This window comes from Hymenobacter lapidiphilus (genome assembly GCF_003417065.2).
Taxonomy (GTDB): domain Bacteria; phylum Bacteroidota; class Bacteroidia; order Cytophagales; family Hymenobacteraceae; genus Hymenobacter.
Genome location: NZ_QVLT01000040.1, coordinates 20,663 through 37,325 on the forward strand (window position 1 = coordinate 20,663; position 16,663 = coordinate 37,325).

Genomic DNA, 16,663 nt, shown 5'->3' on the forward strand with positions numbered 1-16,663 from the left:
ACGCGAGATTCTTCGCTGCGCTCTGAATGACGTTCACTCTACCACCTGCCCAACCGCTCACCCCATCACCCGCTTACCCCCTAAATGCTCGCTCTGCAAGTTCTGTTGATAACGGTGTATGGCCTGTGCCTGCTGCTGCTGCTGGGGTTCAGCCTCACGCAATGGCAACTGACGCGGCTGGCCCGCCGCGTGTACGCCGCCCCCCCGCTGCCCGCGCCGCCCGCGCCCGCCGAGTGGCCCCGCCTGACGGTACAGCTGCCGCTCTACAACGAGCCATTCGTGGTCGAGCGCCTCATTGATGCCTGCGCCGCCCTCAACTACCCCGCCGGCCGCCTGCACGTGCAGGTGCTCGACGATTCGACCGACGAAACCGTGGCCCTGGCCGCGGCTCGCGTGCAGCACCATGCTGCCCGGGGCCTGCACATCACCCACGAGCGGCGGGCCGAGCGCACCGGCTATAAGGCCGGCGCCCTGGTCCACGGTCTCACCTGTACCGAGGGCGAGCTTATTGCCATTTTCGACGCTGATTTCCTCCCTGAAGCCGACTTCCTACGCCAAACGGTACCGCACTTTTTCGGGCCCAACAGTGCCCGCACCGGTGTGGTGCAAACCCGCTGGGGCCACCTCAACGAAGACTACTCGCTGCTGACTGAACTGCAGGCTTTTGGGCTGAACGCGCACTTTTTCGTGGAGCAGGTGGGCCGGCAGGCGGGCGGGCACTTCCTGAACTTCAATGGTACGGGCGGCATCTGGCGGCGCGCCTGCATCGAGGATGCCGGCGGCTGGCACGCCGACACGCTCACCGAAGACCTCGACCTGAGCTACCGGGCTCAACTGCGGGGCTGGCACTTCCACTATCTGCCCCAGGTAGCCGCTCCCGCCGAGCTGCCCATCACCATGGATGCGCTCAAGTCGCAGCAGTTTCGCTGGACCAAGGGCGCGGCCGAAACGGCCCGCAAGCACCTGGCGCAGGTATGGCGCTCGGGCCAGCCGCTCGGCACCCGTCTGCACGCCACGTTTCATCTGCTCAATAGCGCCGTGTTCGTGGCTATTCTGCTGATGGCGGTGTTGAGCGTGCCGCTGCTGTTTGTGCGGGCCTTGGGGGCCGAGCAGCTGCGGCCGGTTTTCTACCTGGCCTCGTTGTTCCTGGTCACGCTGCTGCCGCTCACGTTTTACTTCCGCACGGCCTGGCAGCAGGCGGCCCGGCGGCGGCCTACCCCCATGGGCTTCGTGGGCCAGCTACTGTTGTTTCTGGCGTTTTCAATGGGCCTGAGTCTGCACAACTCCCGCGCCGTGCTGCTGGGGCTGCTGGGCCAGCGTAGCGCCTTTATCCGCACGCCCAAGCTGGGCGCCGGGGCTACTAAAGCGGCTGGCTCCAGCAGTTGGCGCGGCCGGCGTTACCGCACCAGCCGACTGCTGGGCGGCCTCACTCTGCTCGAAGGCCTGCTCGCCGCTTACTTCCTGTTCGGCATCGGGGCCGGCATCTATCTGCACGAATACGGCCTGCTGCCCACCCACCTGCTGCTGGCCACCGGCTACGGGCTGGTGTTCTACTACTCGCTGCGCCACGCCTAATGGGGTTTTTGGGCAGGTAAAACGACATACCGTAGGAGCGGGGCTTGCCCCCGCTCCTACGGTATGTCTGGCTCCCAATAACTTAGTTCACCCCTTGCTCCCTGGCCCCTAAATGAAACCCGCCCACCTCGCCGCCCTGCTGGTTAGCGCCGTTGCCTATGCGCTGCTGGCCTACGCTGTGCCCCGTGCGGCGTTCGGACAGCTGGCGGGGCTGCTGGCACTGGCGTTCGGGCTGTACGTGTGGCTGCTGAAAACGGGCCTGCCGCTGCGCCAAGGGTTGCTGGCAGCGCTGCTGCTGCGCCTGCTCTGGCTGCCTGCCCTGCCTGCCCTCTCCGACGACTACCACCGCTTCCGCTGGGACGGTCTGCTGCTCAGCCAGGGCCAGAACCCCTACCGCTACCGCCCCGACGAACTGGCCGGCCCCGACGCATCACGAAAAGCAGAAAACACGCAACTACAGGTCCTCTACCCCCGCCTCAACTCGCCCCACTACTACTCGGTGTACCCGCCCGTCGACCAGGCCGCATTTGGGCTGGCGGCTTGGTTGTTTCCGGCTTCGGAGCGCGGCTTCGTGGTAGCGCTGCGGGTACTGCTGCTGCTGGCCGAAGCCGCCACGGCCGGGCTGCTGCTGGCGCTGCTGCGGCGGTTTGGGCAGCCTCCCGAGCGGGCGCTGTGGTACCTGCTCAACCCGCTGGTTGTTGTGGAGCTAACCGGCAACCTGCACTTTGAGGGGCTGGTGGGCTGCTATGTACTACTGATGCTGTGGCTGCTGGCGCGGGGCCGGGCGGCGGCGGGCGGCGGGGCGCTGGCGCTGGCTGTAGCCACCAAGCTGCTGCCGCTGCTGGTGCTGCCGCTGCTGCTGCGCCGCTTGGCCTGGCCACAGCAGCTCCGCTTCGGGCTGGCGCTAGCGGTAGTACTGGCGGCGCTATTTGTACCGTTTCTGAGCATGGAACTAGTCGCGAACATCGGCCGTAGCCTCAACCTGTACTTCCGCAGCTTCGAGTTCAATGCCAGCATTTATTACCTGACCCGCGCTGCCGGAAAGTGGCTTTCGGGCTACAACCAGATTGCCCTGCTTGGCCCCGCGCTGGCGCTGCTGACGGCTGCGGGCGGACTGCTGCTTGCTGCTACCGAGCGGCGACCTACCTGGGCCACGCTGCCGCGGGCATTGCTGCTGCTGCTCACGCTGTACTTTCTGCTGGCTACCACCGTGCACCCCTGGTACCTCGCGCCGTTGGTGCTGCTGAGCGTGTTCACGCGGGCTCGTTACGCGCTGGTGTGGTCGGGCATTGCGGTGCTGTCGTACGCCGCCTACCGCACCACGGCTTACACCGAAAACCTGTGGCTGGTGGCCCTAGAGTACACCGTTGTGCTGGCTGTACTCCTGCTCGACCTCCGCCAGGGTCGGCTCAGTGGGCCGTACCCCGAGGTGCAGCCTAGGCCAGCGCGGGGCGCTTAGCCGCGGGGTAGCTTGGGGCCAGTGGCCGAAGCCGGATTTTGCTGCCAGGCGCGCAGGTCGTCCAAGGTGTCGAGGTCCTGCAATTCGGGTAGCAGGTGCACTTGCAGACCCAGCCGGGCGGCGTCGGCCAGGGTGTCGGCCAGCACGGAGGCCGTACTCCAGGCTTTACCGGCAAAAAACAGGGGGTGCAGCCGTTTCATGCCCAGCAGGTAATAGCCGCCGTCGGCGGCTGGCCCCAGCACCACATCGTGCGTACGCAGGGCCGCGAAGGCAGCTGTCAGGTGTCCTGTCGTCAGGCCCGGGCAGTCGGTGCCGATAATTACGGCCGCCTCGACGGGGCGGGTAAAATCGTAAGCAAAAGCAGCCTGCATCTTCTGGCCTAGGTCGCCGGCTGGCTGAGGGCGCTGCTCGAAACCAACCCAATCGGCGGCAACGGCCGGGGCGTTGTCGCCTACCAGCCAAGCCGTTTTGTGCACGGCCAACGGGGCCACTACGGCCCGCGTGTGGGCCAGCAGCGCCCGGTAGGTTGCCAGGGCGGCTTCGTTGCCGATGCCAGCCGCCAGCCGGGTTTTCACGCGACCCAGTTCGGGATGCCGGGCAAATATGATGAGCGAATGCAAGGAGCGAGAGGCTAAGTTGAAAAGTCTGGCGAACCGTCAGCTCGTTCGTAAATGTAGGCGAACGAGCGTTAAACTCACTATTCAGCCCGCCTGCTTTTGTTATTTCGCCTCGTACACCGGGTTGCCAGTTTTCAGCCAAGGGCGCCAGAGTACCGAGTACGGATGCACATCGGTGGTGGGGCCCTGGGCATTCACAACGGCCTGGCCGTCGTTCATCCACTGGAAAATACCGCCGTACAGGTTGCGCACGTCGCGGAAGCCCTGCTCGCGCAACCAGCTGCCCACCTGCTCGCTGCGGGCGCCCACGGTGCAATACACCACCACCGGCCGGGTGCGGGCCACATCCTTCAAATCCAGCTTGCGGAAGTTGTCGAAATCCACGAAGCGGGCCCCGCGCAGGTGGCTGACCTGGTATTCGGCCGGGGTGCGGGTGTCGAGCAGCAGCACGTTGCCGCGGCCGCTCACCGGCTCCTCGCGCAGCAGCGTGGCCAGGGCTTTGGGCTGAATCGTGGGCACGGTATTCTTGTAAAGCAGGCCCAGCATCCGGTCGTAAGCCGTCATAGTGCGGTTTGGGGTGGCGGGGCTTTGCTGGCCGCAGGCGCTGGTGCCGGCCAGCAACACCAGCAGCCCAAGCGCCAGCAGCCGGCGGCCACGGAGCGGGTTTTCAAACAGAAAGGCAAGTCGTTTCATAAATATCCGGTGAGTCGTCGGCAGCCAATAGCCGGTAGCAGAATAAACGGCCGGGGCCGGACAGTTCATTGCCCGCCGCCCGTCGGCCACCCGCCCCGCCGCTACGTGGTGGCTCCGCCGCAGCTGGAGCCGGCACCGGCCGTGCAGCCGTAGCAGTGCTGGTTGATGACGATGTTACGGTCCTGCAGCCGGGCCTCATCGAAGTCGCGGATGTGTTTGGGGGCCGCGCCGCCTACCAGTAAATCGAGCTGCTGGTTGAAGTCGCAGTCGTAGAGTTGCCCGTCCCAGCCGATGCTCAGGGTACTGCGGCACATCACATTGGCCGCCGCCGTGGGGTTGTAGGCGTCCACGAGCTGCTGCATGTACTTTTCGTAGTTACCACTTTCGAGCAGGTAGTCCAGAAACCGGCTCACCGGCAGGTTGGTGATAGTGAGCAGGCTGTTGAAAACGATGCCGAACTCGCGCCCCAGCCGCTGCTTGAACTCGCGCTCCAGCCCCGCCTGCGAGCCGGGCAGAAACGCCCCCGACGGGTTGTACACCAGATCCAGCGTCAGCCCCGACTCGGGCTGCCCGTAGCCCACGGCGTTCAGCATTTTCAGCGCCCGAATCGACTTTTCAAACACGCCCTCGCCCCGTTGCGCATCGGTGCGGCCGGCCGAGAAGTGAGGCAGCGACGACACCACGAGTACTTTATGGAGCGCGAAGAACTCCGGCAGATCGTAGTACTGCTTGTTGGCCACGATGATGGTGAGGTTGCAGCGCACAATGGTGCGGCGGCCCAAAGCCGAAATCTGCTCCACCAGCCAGCGGAAATCAGGATTCATCTCGGGGGCGCCGCCCGTCAGGTCCACCAGCGTAATATCGGTTTGGGCCAGCGCGTCCAGGCACTCCTGCATGGTTTGGCGGGTCATAATTTCCTTGCGGTCGGGCCCGGCATCCACATGGCAATGCTTACACACCTGGTTGCACATGCGCCCCACGTTTATCTGCATGGTTTGCAGCGCCGTGGGCCGCAGCGGCAGCAGCCCGGTTTCGCGCAGCTTCTGCCCAAACGCCGGCAGCCGCGCCCCCGCTGCCTGCGCTTCGGTAAGCACGGTCAGCTGATAGCTGGTGTCGGCAAGTGGAGCGTGGCGGGCCTGAAGGGACTTTATCACTGATTTTCGCTGATTAGTCGTGATTGCACTGATTTCTTTATGTTCTGATGCTTGGTTACCTGATGAGGTGGGTTTTGATGAAGCGTTTATAGCGGAGGCTTTTCTCGCCGAAGTTGATAAGCAGGCCGGTGGTGAGGCGGAAGGCGGTGAGGTAGTTGATGAGTTGATTGTGGTGCAACTCGGTAAGCTCATGAGTGGCTTTCAACTCAATCAGCACCGCATCCTCCACCAGAAAATCGACTCGCCTCGTTCCTACTGCCTCATCTCGGTAGTACACCGTGCGCTCTATCTCGCGCTGAAAGGCCAGCTCCGACAGCCCCATCTCCAAGGCCAGGCTTCGCTGATAAATCACCTCTGGAAACCCATTGCCCAACGCGCTATGCACCCGCATAGCGCAGCCAATAATCTTTTCCGTCAGCGCCGAATTCGCATACCGCTCATCCACCATTAGAACATCAGATTCTGAATACAATGCAGGACATAAAAATCAGTGTAATCACGATTAATCAGCGAAAATCAGTGATTTACATGCTCATCTCCTTGGCTTTGTTCATCATCTGTACGCTATGAACCAGAACGGCGCCACCTTTGATGGCGGCGGCTACGTGCACGGCTTCCATCATCTGGGCTTCGTCGGCGCCCTTTTGGAGCGAGTCGGTGGTGTAGGCATCGATGCAGTAGGGGCATTGCACGGCGTGGGCCACGGCCAGCGCAATCAGGGCTTTTTCGCGCTCAGTCAGGGCGCCTTCCTTGAACACCTCGGCATAGTAGGAGAAGAACTTGTTGCCCATTTCGGGCTGCCACTCGGTGATGTTGCCGAATTTGGCCAGGTCGGCGGGGTTGTAGTAGGTGGAGTCCATGCGGAGGGCGAGTAATAGAAGTAAGCAATGGGAGAAGGTTCTCAAGATACAACCCCTGACCATACGGTTCAGCCACCGGCCGGGGGGGGCAGCCTCAGGCAGCGCGGCGGCGCACCCAAATGCGCACATGCTCCCCGTTTTCACTGGTCGTTGGCTCTACATCAATGCGGTCGGCTTCGTTGTAGTAGCTGGCTAAGCCGCGCACTATACCCACGGCCAGCCCTGCCATGCGCCGCGCCGAAACGTAGTCGATGAACAGCTCGTCGGGTGAGAGGCGGGTGACACTAAGCACGGGCGGGTTGTTTTCGGCGTGCTCGGCCCGCACCTGCCGGTGCATGGTGTTTTCGGTGTGTTCCAGCATGTCGAGCGTCGTCCAGTTGGGGTCGAGCAGCTTCTGGTACATGTACATCAGGTCGGGCACCAGATACTCGCCGAACTTTTCGTGTAGCTCGTCAGCCGAAAGACCGGTCATGGTAGCGGCCTCCCCGATGAGGCGATACATATGCTCGTCGGGGTACACGCTTTTGTGGTCGAAATCGGCGGCCGACAGGTTCGCAGCCTCCAGCAGCCGCACCCAGGCACTATGGTCGTACTGCGTCTGAACGTACCGCTTAAGCAGTGTGAAAATGGTACCGTGCAAGGCAGAACAACTTAATGAGGGAAAAATAAAAGGCCGAAGCTGCTTCACAGCGTCTGTTTACTGACAAGTAACAAACAAACTGCGAAAATCAGCTTCGGCCTTTTTTCTTTTACTCTCTCGTTCGGCTTATATAAGCCGAATTAGATATTACCAATCACCGTAAGCGTGCTCATGGTGGGGGCGGGCTTGCCGCCGATGTCTTCCACCGTCATGGCAAAGGCCTGGGCACTGGCAATATTCTTCATCTGCTGGATGCTGTCGCCGGTGGCCGTAGCCGTGTTGAGCATGCCGGCATCTACGGGCTGGCCATTGTCGAGGGCCCACAGCTGATACTGCTTGCCTTCGGGCAACTCGGGCAGGTTCCGCACATCTACATACACGGCCTTGGTGGTGGCATTGTAGTACACGCGGGCCAGCGCGTCGGGCGCTTTGGGTGTGCCCTTCAGCTCCACGCTCCGGAAAGCCTGGTTGCGCAGAATAGCCAACTGCTGGTCGCGCTCATTCAGCGCCGCCTGCTGGGTGGCGGCATAGCGCGACTGCTCAGCCTGCGCCAGTTCGAGCGAGCTTTCGGTTTTCCGAAGCCGGTTGTAGAGTAGGTAGTTACCCAGCCCGCTAATCAACAGCAGGGCAATAGAAGCCGCTACCAGCCAACGGGTACGCCCCGCACTGGCGGCAGCGGGCATCTGCCGCACTACGGCGCCCCCATCGGAGGCGGGCATAGCAGTGGCCGTAACCGGCTCGGCGGGTGCTACTGCCATACGCGGCGCGGGCGTTGCCACCGCCGCCACCGTAACCGGCGCCGATGGTGCAACGGCCGGACCAGTTTCGCGGATAGCGTTTTCCCAGGCCTGCAGGGTTCGTTCGCGCAGGGCGTCGGGTGGGGCTACGGCATGAGCCGCGGCGTAGGCGTCGAGGCCGCTGACGATGGCCACTAACTCGCGTGCTACGGCCGGCTCCTGCTGGGCCACACGCTCAACTTCGGTGCGTTCATCGGCGCTGAGTACGCCCAAGGCGTATTCTTCGAGGATGCCCGATTCGATGTATTGCTGCATGTCCATCATTACCGGACTAATTTAGAAAGTACTTTGATGGCCGCCCGGGCACGAGTTTTCACCGTTCCCAGGGGCAGGTTGAGTTCTTCTGCCACTTCGCTTTGCGTAAATCCGCCGAAATAAAGCAGATCCACAATCTGGCGCTGATCTGGGTTCAGCTGCCTCGTCATCTCCTGCAAGCCAATGTGTTCGGGCCGAAATGTTGTATCGGCGGCCAGACGCATGGCCGCGGAGCTATCCTCCAGCGGTTGCGTGCGACTACCTACGCGGTACTGCTTGGAGCGGATTTTATCGATGGCCAGATTCCGGCTCACATTCATCACCCAGGTAAACAAACGGCCCTTGCCGGTGTCGTAGGAGGAGAAAGAGTGCCATATTTTTACCATCGCCTCCTGCAGCACGTCTTCGGCGGTTTCTTCTTTCTTGACAATGCGCAGAATAACGCCGTAAAGGGCGGCCGCGTATTTATCGTAGAAGATGGTCATGGCCCCTTCGTCACGGTCGCGCAGGCGTTGCACGAGCAGCAGTTCGGTTTCTAGGGCAACGGTATCGGGGGAGGATGCAGACACAAGCAGCAACTAAGGGAGATAGAAAGGCGTAGCACTGCCTATCTGGCGGATAAAGCGAAAGTACGGTATAAACCGTTACCTCAACAGGCAGCAGGCTGAAAAAGCACTATACCGATACAGGTTAGATTTGTTTTGAGGGCAGTACGCCTGGGCCGCCAACGAATTTCTCGGGCCGTCTGGGCCGTTGCGGCCGCAGGCCCATGGGTAACATACGTCGCTAATTTTATATCAGCCAACACCTTAACCAACCTAACTCCTTGCGTGCCGACTGGTGCTTTTTGCAGCAGCCGGCCCTTACTACCTTCCTCCTACTGTTCTGCTTTCATGGCCATAGAATCTGTAAATCCATACACCGGCCGCACCGAGCGGAAGTTCGACGCCTTCAGCTGGGCCGAAACCGAGCACATTCTGGCCGACGCGCACGCCGCCTTTGCCACTTGGCGCACCACCGACTTCGCCCACCGTACCCAACTGATGCACCGCGCCGCTGAGCTGCTACGCGAGCGGGCCGACGAGCTGGCCCGTCTCATGGCCGTGGAGATGGGCAAGCCCCTAGCCGACGGCCGCGCCGAAGCCAACAAATGCGCCCTGTGCTGCGACTTCTACGCCGACCGGGCCGCCGAATTTCTGGCTGATGAATTTATCGAAACTGAAGCGCAGCGCAGCTTTATTGCCTACGAGCCGCTGGGCGCGGTGCTGGCCGTCATGCCCTGGAACTTCCCGTTCTGGCAGGTAGTGCGCTTTGCCGCCCCGGCCCTGATGGCCGCAACGTGGGCCTGCTCAAGCACGCCTCTAACGTGCCGCAGTGCGCGTTGGCCCTCGAAAAAATCTTTCACGACGCGGGCTTTCCGCCCGCCACGTTCCGCACGCTGCTCATCGGCTCCGATTTGGTGGAAAAACTGATTGCCGACGACCGCGTGGTAGCCGTGACGCTGACCGGCTCGGAGCCGGCCGGCGCGGCCGTGGCCGCCACCGCGGGCCACCACATCAAGAAAACCGTGCTCGAGCTGGGGGGCTCCGATGCCTTCATAGTGCTGGCCGACGCCGACCTGCCGCTGGCTACCAAAACCGCCGCCCAAGCCCGCATGATAAACGCTGGCCAGAGCTGCATCGCGGCCAAGCGCTTCATCGTCGAAAAGCCGGTTATCCAGGAGTTCATCGCGCAGCTGAAAGAGCACCTGCAGGCCCTGCGCTACGGCGACCCGCTGGCCGAAGGCACCGACTACGGCCCCCTGGCCCGCCCCGACCTAGCCGACGAGTTAACCCAGCAAGTCGAGGATTCGGTGAACCAGGGCGCAAAAATGGAGCTGGCCGGCGGGCAGCCCAAGGCCGGCAGCGCCCAGTTCACCCCCATCATCCTGAGCAACGTGCAGCCCGGCCAGCGCGCCTACACCGAGGAGTTTTTCGGCCCCGTGGCGCTGGTGCTCGAAGCCCAGGACGCCGACGATGCCATCCGGCTGGCCAACGACTCGCGCTTCGGCCTGGGCGGCTCCATCTGGACCCGCGACGCGCGCGCGGCGAGCAGTTGGCCCGCCGGGTGCAGGCGGGGGCCGTGTTCGTCAATAGCCTCGTGAAGTCGGCCCCCGAAATGCCTTTCGGCGGCATCAAGAAATCGGGCTACGGCCGCGAACTGTCGCACCTGGGCATCCGCGAATTCGTCAACCAGAAGACCATCTGGATTGCCCAGGAGGAAGAAAAGGCCCAGAACAAGAAGGTGGAATAGGTGAGTGGATGAAAAAGAACGTGTCATGCTGAGCGAAGCGGAGCGGAGTCGAAGCATCTCTACTGCAATAGTCCCCCTGTCGTTGGGTTAGCATTGCAGTAGAGATGCTTCGACTTCGCCTCCGGCTTCGCTCAGCATGACACGTTCTACGCGCACTCACGAATACCCCAGCAGCTTATACACCAAGTAGCCGGCCATTTCGTGCAGCAGGACGCCCCAAAGGCGCAGCGGCTCCTCGGCGGGCAGCAGCAGCGAGGCGGGCGTGTAGCGCCGGTCGATGGAGTAGTAGCCAGCCGGGAAGAGTGCCGGCTGCAGGCCAACTTTGGCGAAGCAGCCTTCGGCGCGGCGCATGTGGAAAGCCGACGTAATAAGCACTGTGCGCTTTATTTCGGGATGCTGCGCCAGCAACTCCTTTGTGTACAAGGCGTTTTCGTGAGTGTTACGGCTGCGGGTTTCCAGCAGAATATCCTGCCGGGGTACGCCGGCCAGGCGCAGCAGAATCCGTAGGTCGCGGCCTCGGTGCGGGCTACCGAATCGAAGGCCGCGCCCGAGCCGCCCGAGATGATGATGCGGCGGATGCGGCCGGCGCGGTAGAGCCAGAGCGTGTGCAGCAGCCGGTCGGCCCCGGCGCCCAGGTACACCCGGTCGTGGGGCGACTTTTGCACGTCGGTGATGCCCGTGAGCAGGATGCCGGCATCATAACCGGTGCCGAGCTGTTGGAGCGTAACGGGCGGCCGCTCCCAGGCCAGCAGCGCTTCGTTGGCCAGAAACGGGTTGGTGAAGAATAGCAGCGCCGCCGCCGCCGCCCACAGCAGTTGCCGCTTCCGCCACAGCAAGCCAACCAGTAGTAGCCCCACTATCCAGAGGGCCGGCGAAAGCAGAAAATCGAGAAGCTTGGAGAGCAGAAAAAACATGCAGCAGTAGAGGTGTACTTCGCCCTACTGAGGAGTGTCGGAGCAGTTTTGCAGGTTTTGCAGCATAGCCTTCATCTGGTCCTCGGTAAAAAGCGTGTCGCACTCAGAGAGGCGGCCGCGGCAGTAGGCCACAAAAAACGGCGCCACGCGGGTATCCATCAGCTTGCGGGCCACCGGGTTTTCACTCACATCGAGGCGCAAAAACAACGTATTCTGGTACTCCTCTTCGAGCGCAAACTTGATAAACGGCGGGGCCAGCAGGTCGCAGACGGGGCAGTTGTCGGCTGTGAATATGGCCAGCACCCGTGGATAGTCGTGAATAAGCGTGCGCAGGCCCTCGTCGTTGGTATCAATAACTTTCATTCGGTAAAGGTAACAGGGCAATGGCGTGAAAAGGTGAACGTCATTCACCTTTTCACCTCCCTACCTCCTCACCCACTCCCTCAAAACCACACCGTAAACGCCGTCCGGCCATTCTCCTGCGTTTCCAGGCTGAAGCGGAAGCCGTGCTGGAGCAGAATATCGCGGGTGAGCAGCAGGCCGATGCCCTGGCCATCGCGCTTGGTGCTGAAAAAGGGTGTGAACAGGCGGCGCTGCACTTCGGGGCGCAGGCCGGGGCCATCGTTTTCGATGACGAGCCGGGGCGGCTGCAGCTGGGTACTCACCCACACGTTGCCGTTTTCGGGGCTGGCTTCGAGGGCATTTTTGCCGATGTTGAGCAGCACCTGTTCCAGCTGCTGGGCATCGAGGTTAATGAGCAGCGGCCCCTCGGCCAGGGCCGTGTGCCAGCGGATGTGACGGGCCTGGGCGGGCAGGTGCAGCAGACGCGCCAAGTGGCGCAGCAGCTCGTGCACATCGGTGGGTTGGGGGCGCGGGGGCGGCAGGCGCACGAGGTGGGCAAAACCGGCCGTAAACTCGACCAGGTTGGTGTTGCGCTGAATGGAGACATCGAGGGCCTCGCGGAAATCGGGCTGGTCGGCGGCCGTGAGCTGGGGCGCGTAATGGTGGAAGCTGTGCAGCAGCGAGTTGATGGCGCCGATGGAATTGTTGACCTCGTGCGACATCATGCGGATGAGCTGCTCGTAGGCCTGCTTTTCCTGCTGCATCAGCTCGCGGGTTAACTCTTCGAGCACGATGAACTGGCGCGAAAAGCCCCGGTCGAGGAAGTGCGAGCAGCTGGCCCGGTAGGTGTGCAGACCCGAGAGGCGCACCACCTGGGGCTCGGTTTCGCGCAGCCGGCCCAGGGCCGCGCCCCACTCGCCGGGCAGCGCGGCGGGGCGGCGACCCAGCAGCTCGGCGGCGGGCCGGCCCAGCAGCCGTTCGGCGGCCGGGTTTACGCCCACCATTTCCCCCTCAAACGAGAGCAGCAGCACCCCCGCCGGCGAGGCCTGAATGAGGCTTTCGAGCAGATGGCTTTTCTCGTGCTGGCTGACTCGCTCGCGGCGCAGCGCGTCGAGCATCTGGTTGTACACGCCGATGAGCTGGTCCATCTCGCGCTGGCCCACGGGCACAAACTTGAGCGAGAAATCCTGGGCCTGCATAGCCGCCGTGCCCGCCGCAATCAGCTCGAACGGCCGCACGAAGCCCCGGTACAGCTGCACCGTGAGCACTATGCTGATTAGCAGCAGCACTTCCAGCGCCACAAACAGTGGCGCGTTGGTGCGCATGAACTGAGCCGCCAGCACAATCAGCACCGCGTGAATCAGGACTACGAACAGCAGGAATTTGACGCGCAGCGACACGGTGAGCTGGTGAAATAGTGAGATGGTGAGTTTGACGTTCGGGGGCAGGCAGCACAGCGCCAAAGAACGTCATGCTGAGCACGTGGCGCATAGAGCCAGCGTCTGGAGTGAAGTCGAAGCATCTCTACTGCAATACTAATCCTGTTGTCGAGTTTACCATTGCGGTAGAGATGCTTCGACTACCCCTCCGGCTTCGCTCAGCATGACGTTCTTCTATATTCAAATGCCTCAAGTCCCCACCACCTCAATCCCGTACTTCTCCAGCCGGCGGTACAGCGCCCCGCGGCTCAGGCCCAGGGCGCGGGCCACGCGGCTCAGGTTGCCTTCGTAGTGCGCCAGCGTGCGCCGAATCATCTGCTCCTCCAGCTCGTCGAGGGTGATGGTTCCGGGAGCGGGCAGCTCGTTGCTGGTTGCGGGGCCAACTGGCATTACGGACGCCTGGGCCTGGAAATCCTCGGGGGCCAGCTCGTCGTGGCCCGACACCAGCACGGCGCGCTCCACCACGTTTTTCAGTTCGCGGATGTTACCGGGCAGCGGCTGCTCCTGCAGCCAGTGCAAGGCGCGGGTGCCCACCTGCAGCGCCGGCCGCTGGTAGGTGGCGCGCAGCTGCTCTACGAAATGGCGCACCAGCAGGCCGATATCCTGGGGCCGCTCGCGCAGGGCGGGCAGGCGCACGGTTATCAGGTTGATGCGGTAGAACAGGTCTTCGCGGAAGCGGCCGGCCCGCACCTCCTCGGCCAGCCGGCGGTTGGTGGCGCACACCACCCGGATATCGAGGCGGCGAGGCTTACTGTCGCCAAGCACCTCGTAGGTGCGGTCCTGGAGCACGCGCAGCAGCTTCACCTGCGATGACAGGTCCAGCTCGCCGATTTCATCCAGAAAAATGGTGCCGCCTTGGGCCAGCTCGAAGCGGCCCACGCGGTCGGTTTTGGCATCCGTGAAAGCCCCGCGGCGGTGGCCGAACAGCTCACTCTCGAATAGCGAGGCCGAAATGCCGCCCAGGTTCACCTTCACAAACGGCTGGCGGCGGCGCGGACTGTTGCGGTGCAGGGCCTCGGCAATCAGCTCCTTGCCCGTGCCCGATTCGCCCTCGATGAGCACGGCCGCATCGGTGGCCGCTACCTGGCCCACCTGCCGCAGCACGTGCAGCAGGCCCGCATCCTGCCCCACAATCTGCTGGAAATCGTAGCGGGCGTCGAGCTGGCGGCGGGTGAGGGCGGGGCCGGCCACGGGCTCGGGCGCGTGCAGGGCCAGCACGGTGGCTATGGTGCTCAGCAGGTGCTCGTTGCTCCAGGGCTTGGTCAGGAACTCGGCGGCCCCGGCCTTCATGCCCTCCACGGCCAGCGCGATGCTGCCCCAGCCGGTCAGCAGCACAACGGGCAGCGCGGGCCACTTTTGCTTGAATTCGGCCAGCAGCCGCAGCCCATCGGCCCCGCTGGTTTCGAGCGCGAAGTTCATGTCCAGCAGCACTAGCCGGGGCGGCGTGGCTTCGGCGGCGGCCAGGGCCTCGGCCGCGCCGGGCACGGCCTGAGCCGGGTAGCCGGCCTGCTTCAGCAGCAAGCCCAGCGAAGTGCGGACGGCCACGTCGTCGTCAACGAGTAAAATCATGTTTGGGGAAGAGGAAAACGACTCCGAAGACCGTCATGCTGAGCGAGCGAAGCATCTCTACCGCTTTGTTGCAATGGTAATCCAACGAAGCGGTAGATATGCTTCGGCTCCGCTCAGCATGACGGTCCTTGAAACGGGGTACTCTATACTACAGCTTACCGGTTTCGGACGCTGCCGCCGCTGCTGGTGCGCTTGCTTACTTTAGCCGAACCGCTGTAGCTGACGCCGCCGCCGCTGCTGGCGTTGGCCACAAGGCTTTCCTGCACGTTCACGGCAATGGTGCCGCCGCTGCTGGCATCAGCCTCGCAGGCGGCCGCCTCCAGAGTGCGGCCCTTAAAGACGGCTCCGCTTGATACGTCCACTTTCAGCTGTTTCACTTTCCCGGTGAGCGTAGTGGTGGCCCCGCTGCTCAGGTCAAAATCGAGCGTGGCGGCCCGGAAATCGGCCACCAGCGACGCACCCGAGGAGAGGTCGACGGCCAGCTTGTCGGTGGCGTAAGGGCCGGGCACGGTCAGCTGAGCGCCGCTACTGCCGCCGAGCTTGCTGATGACGGGGGCCGCCACCTCTACCCGCAGGTTGCGGATTTGGTTCTTGCGACCGAACTGCTCATCCTTCTCCCGCTCGAAGGACACCACGAGCACGCCGTTGCGGACTTCGGTTTTGAGGCGGGCCAGCAGCGCGGCCGTTTCGGCGCGGGCCTCCACGCGCTGGGCGCCAGTAGTCAGGTTCAGCTCGATGCCATTGCTGACTTCGATGGCGGTAAAGGGTGCCAAGGTGCGGGTTTCGGCGGCCGACTGGGCCAGGGCGGGTACCAAGGCCAGCAGCCAGAGCAGGGCGAGAGTCGTCAGGTTTTTCATAGCAAAAGGGAGAAAAAGATGGTAGATGCAGCGGCAGATGCGCGGCGCCAGGGTTTGGTTGCCTGAATGCTCAGGTGTTGTTTTCTCGCAGCGGTGCGCGGAGGGATGCGCGAAGGTTGAAAGCGGTCTGGCGCTAGTTACGGCCTTCTTTTTCCAGGCGCAGGAGTTTCGTTTTGTTGGTTTTAAGATACTTCGTGGCATGTACCACCTCATAGGCCGGATTAACAGCCAGGAGTTCTTCCAGCACCCCCACATGGGCCACGCCGAACAGCGCCATTACCCGCCGGGCCTGGGTTTGCTGCTGCGCCCGCAGAATGTTCGAATAGATTTTGAGGTTGCGGTTGTAGAACAAGGTGATAAAATGGGCCCCAATGTATTCGGTATCTACCTTTCCTAAATCGGCCGTGTTGGTACCGCCCGCCGCGAAACTGCCGTTCATCACCAGGGCCGGGGTGTTGAACTGCATGCGGTGCAGCAGGCCAATAACGGCGGGCTGATTGACCAGCGCCAGGTAGTCGTTCAGCGAAAGGCTATCCTTCTGCACCAAAGCCTTCAGTGGCCGGGCAACTGTCTGTACCCGCCGGAGGTCCTGCGTAAAAGCTTCGATGTTGGTGCCGCTACTCAGCAGACTTTGCGACGTGGCGGCGTAATAGTCCACTCCCTTGGGGCTGGGCAACCCGAGTTGCCGGGCCAGCGCGAAACCTATCTGGTACCGCTCACTACGCCCAAACGGCAGGTTCTCCAGCTGTAGGGCACCTTTCTGATACAGGGCGTACAGGCTATCTATCTGTGGCTGCTCTTTGGGTTCAGCTTCTACCAGAATAACGTCGGGGCGAAACTTTGCCAACTGCGCCCGCACCTTGGTCAGCTCCGCCTGCTTTTTAGGGCTAAAAACATCGGACTGGGGCTGCTTATTGTAGAGCTGCTGGAGGTGGTCGGAACCAACTACCATGACCTGAATCTTGGCGGGCCGGGCGATTTGCGCCGCGCCTACCAGCGGCAGGCTCAGCGCGAGCAGAATTGATGAAAGTCGGAGCAAGAAATTGCAATACATCAAAAACATCAGATACTTAAGGATTGATGACGTCATTTACTCAGACAGCTCTTGAAGCTGTTTACAAAGTCAACAGAACGTCATGCTGAGCTTGTCGAAGCATCTCTACCGCTTCGTTGAACGACCGCTCCGAAGCGGTAGAGATG

At 62.5% G+C, this 16,663-nt stretch carries 18 protein-coding genes and 1 pseudogene; 4 read left to right on the forward strand and 15 right to left on the reverse strand.

Going from position 1 to position 16,663, the window contains the following annotated elements:
* Positions 1–84: 84 nt before the first annotated feature.
* Both D0N36_RS17150 and D0N36_RS17155 read left to right on the forward strand, forming a co-directional pair.
* Positions 85–1,575: a cellulose synthase family protein gene (locus D0N36_RS17150; RefSeq protein WP_190242738.1), complete on the forward strand. Its 1,491-nt coding sequence runs from the start codon at positions 85–87 to the stop codon at positions 1,573–1,575.
* A gap of 112 nt (positions 1,576–1,687) precedes the next feature.
* Positions 1,688–3,034, forward strand: coding sequence for a hypothetical protein (locus D0N36_RS17155; RefSeq protein WP_116943050.1), 1,347 nt, complete (start codon positions 1,688–1,690; stop codon positions 3,032–3,034).
* Here the strand turns inward: D0N36_RS17155 and D0N36_RS17160 are convergent.
* The 8 genes from D0N36_RS17160 to D0N36_RS17195 form a co-directional block, all read right to left on the reverse strand.
* The gene (locus D0N36_RS17160) at positions 3,031–3,654 is read right to left on the reverse strand and encodes a TIGR04282 family arsenosugar biosynthesis glycosyltransferase (protein ID WP_116943051.1); all 624 of its coding nucleotides are present in this window, start codon (positions 3,652–3,654) and stop codon (positions 3,031–3,033) included. The genes D0N36_RS17155 and D0N36_RS17160 overlap by 4 nt on opposite strands.
* 99 nt (positions 3,655–3,753) lie before the next feature.
* Entirely contained in the window at positions 3,754–4,344 is a 591-nt protein-coding gene (locus D0N36_RS17165; RefSeq protein ID WP_190242739.1) for a rhodanese-like domain-containing protein, read from the reverse strand.
* 101 nt (positions 4,345–4,445) lie between these two features.
* Positions 4,446–5,495 carry an arsenosugar biosynthesis radical SAM (seleno)protein ArsS gene (gene arsS, locus D0N36_RS17170; RefSeq protein ID WP_116943064.1) on the reverse strand — a complete coding sequence of 350 codons (1,050 nt, stop codon included), beginning with the start codon at positions 5,493–5,495 and terminating at the stop codon, positions 4,446–4,448.
* Positions 5,496–5,553: 58 nt separating this feature from the next.
* The gene (locus D0N36_RS17175) at positions 5,554–5,970 is read right to left on the reverse strand and encodes a GxxExxY protein (protein WP_317191496.1); all 417 of its coding nucleotides are present in this window, start codon (positions 5,968–5,970) and stop codon (positions 5,554–5,556) included.
* Positions 5,971–6,022: 52 nt separating this feature from the next.
* Positions 6,023–6,358, reverse strand: a complete 336-nt coding sequence (locus tag D0N36_RS17180) for an arsenosugar biosynthesis-associated peroxidase-like protein (protein ID WP_116943054.1) — start codon at positions 6,356–6,358, stop codon at positions 6,023–6,025.
* 94 nt (positions 6,359–6,452) lie between these two features.
* The gene (locus tag D0N36_RS17185) at positions 6,453–6,998 is read right to left on the reverse strand and encodes a heme NO-binding domain-containing protein (protein ID WP_190242740.1); all 546 of its coding nucleotides are present in this window, start codon (positions 6,996–6,998) and stop codon (positions 6,453–6,455) included.
* Between the two features lie 140 nt (positions 6,999–7,138).
* Positions 7,139–8,059, reverse strand: coding sequence for an anti-sigma factor (locus D0N36_RS17190; protein ID WP_116943056.1), 921 nt, complete (start codon positions 8,057–8,059; stop codon positions 7,139–7,141).
* Positions 8,059–8,619 (reverse strand): RNA polymerase sigma factor, encoded by a 561-nt coding sequence (locus D0N36_RS17195; protein ID WP_317191497.1) that lies wholly within the window; start codon positions 8,617–8,619, stop codon positions 8,059–8,061. Before D0N36_RS17195 ends, D0N36_RS17190 begins: the two co-directional genes overlap by 1 nt.
* A gap of 324 nt (positions 8,620–8,943) precedes the next feature.
* Between D0N36_RS17195 and D0N36_RS20170 the strand changes: the two genes are divergently transcribed.
* On the forward strand, positions 8,944–9,522 hold the full coding sequence (locus D0N36_RS20170; protein WP_317191498.1) for an aldehyde dehydrogenase family protein: 579 nt from the start codon (positions 8,944–8,946) through the stop codon (positions 9,520–9,522).
* A pseudogene (locus tag D0N36_RS17200) lies at positions 9,417–10,342 on the forward strand (aldehyde dehydrogenase family protein). The gene D0N36_RS20170 and the pseudogene D0N36_RS17200 overlap by 106 nt, the downstream one beginning before the upstream one ends.
* A 156-nt stretch (positions 10,343–10,498) precedes the next feature.
* Here D0N36_RS17200 and D0N36_RS17205 read toward each other — a convergent pair.
* The 7 genes from D0N36_RS17205 to D0N36_RS17230 form a co-directional block, all read right to left on the reverse strand.
* Positions 10,499–10,843, reverse strand: a complete 345-nt coding sequence (locus D0N36_RS17205; protein ID WP_317191499.1) for a YdcF family protein — start codon at positions 10,841–10,843, stop codon at positions 10,499–10,501.
* Positions 10,726–11,256 carry a hypothetical protein gene (locus D0N36_RS19810; protein ID WP_242478980.1) on the reverse strand — a complete coding sequence of 177 codons (531 nt, stop codon included), beginning with the start codon at positions 11,254–11,256 and terminating at the stop codon, positions 10,726–10,728. Before D0N36_RS19810 ends, D0N36_RS17205 begins: the two co-directional genes overlap by 118 nt.
* 24 nt (positions 11,257–11,280) lie before the next feature.
* Entirely contained in the window at positions 11,281–11,619 is a 339-nt protein-coding gene (locus D0N36_RS17210) for a thioredoxin family protein (RefSeq protein ID WP_116943059.1), read from the reverse strand.
* Positions 11,620–11,699: 80 nt separating this feature from the next.
* Positions 11,700–12,998, reverse strand: a complete 1,299-nt coding sequence (locus D0N36_RS17215; protein ID WP_116943065.1) for a sensor histidine kinase — start codon at positions 12,996–12,998, stop codon at positions 11,700–11,702.
* Between the two features lie 228 nt (positions 12,999–13,226).
* The gene (locus D0N36_RS17220) at positions 13,227–14,606 is read right to left on the reverse strand and encodes a sigma-54-dependent transcriptional regulator (protein WP_116943060.1); all 1,380 of its coding nucleotides are present in this window, start codon (positions 14,604–14,606) and stop codon (positions 13,227–13,229) included.
* A gap of 155 nt (positions 14,607–14,761) precedes the next feature.
* Entirely contained in the window at positions 14,762–15,463 is a 702-nt protein-coding gene (locus tag D0N36_RS17225) for a head GIN domain-containing protein (RefSeq protein ID WP_190242741.1), read from the reverse strand.
* A 133-nt stretch (positions 15,464–15,596) separates the two neighbouring features.
* Complete coding sequence (locus D0N36_RS17230; RefSeq protein WP_242478981.1) at positions 15,597–16,502, reverse strand: DUF5694 domain-containing protein; 906 nt, start codon at positions 16,500–16,502, stop codon at positions 15,597–15,599.
* Positions 16,503–16,663 lie beyond the last annotated feature (161 nt).

What these genes read in the sequence shown, in the direction of transcription:
- D0N36_RS17155 (WP_116943050.1), top strand. Translation starts at nt 1,688, where the DNA reads ATGAAACCCGCCCACCTCGCCGCCCTGCTGGTTAGCGCCGTTGCCTAT.
- D0N36_RS17150 (WP_190242738.1), top strand. Translation starts at nt 85, where the DNA reads ATGCTCGCTCTGCAAGTTCTGTTGATAACGGTGTATGGCCTGTGCCTG.
- D0N36_RS17165 (WP_190242739.1), bottom strand. Translation starts at nt 4,344, where the DNA reads ATGAAACGACTTGCCTTTCTGTTTGAAAACCCGCTCCGTGGCCGCCGG.
- D0N36_RS17210 (WP_116943059.1), bottom strand. Translation starts at nt 11,619, where the DNA reads ATGAAAGTTATTGATACCAACGACGAGGGCCTGCGCACGCTTATTCAC.
- D0N36_RS17180 (WP_116943054.1), bottom strand. Translation starts at nt 6,358, where the DNA reads ATGGACTCCACCTACTACAACCCCGCCGACCTGGCCAAATTCGGCAAC.
- D0N36_RS19810 (WP_242478980.1), bottom strand. Translation starts at nt 11,256, where the DNA reads ATGTTTTTTCTGCTCTCCAAGCTTCTCGATTTTCTGCTTTCGCCGGCC.
- D0N36_RS17190 (WP_116943056.1), bottom strand. Translation starts at nt 8,059, where the DNA reads ATGATGGACATGCAGCAATACATCGAATCGGGCATCCTCGAAGAATAC.
- D0N36_RS17225 (WP_190242741.1), bottom strand. Translation starts at nt 15,463, where the DNA reads ATGAAAAACCTGACGACTCTCGCCCTGCTCTGGCTGCTGGCCTTGGTA.
- D0N36_RS17220 (WP_116943060.1), bottom strand. Translation starts at nt 14,606, where the DNA reads ATGATTTTACTCGTTGACGACGACGTGGCCGTCCGCACTTCGCTGGGC.
- D0N36_RS20170 (WP_317191498.1), top strand. Translation starts at nt 8,944, where the DNA reads ATGGCCATAGAATCTGTAAATCCATACACCGGCCGCACCGAGCGGAAG.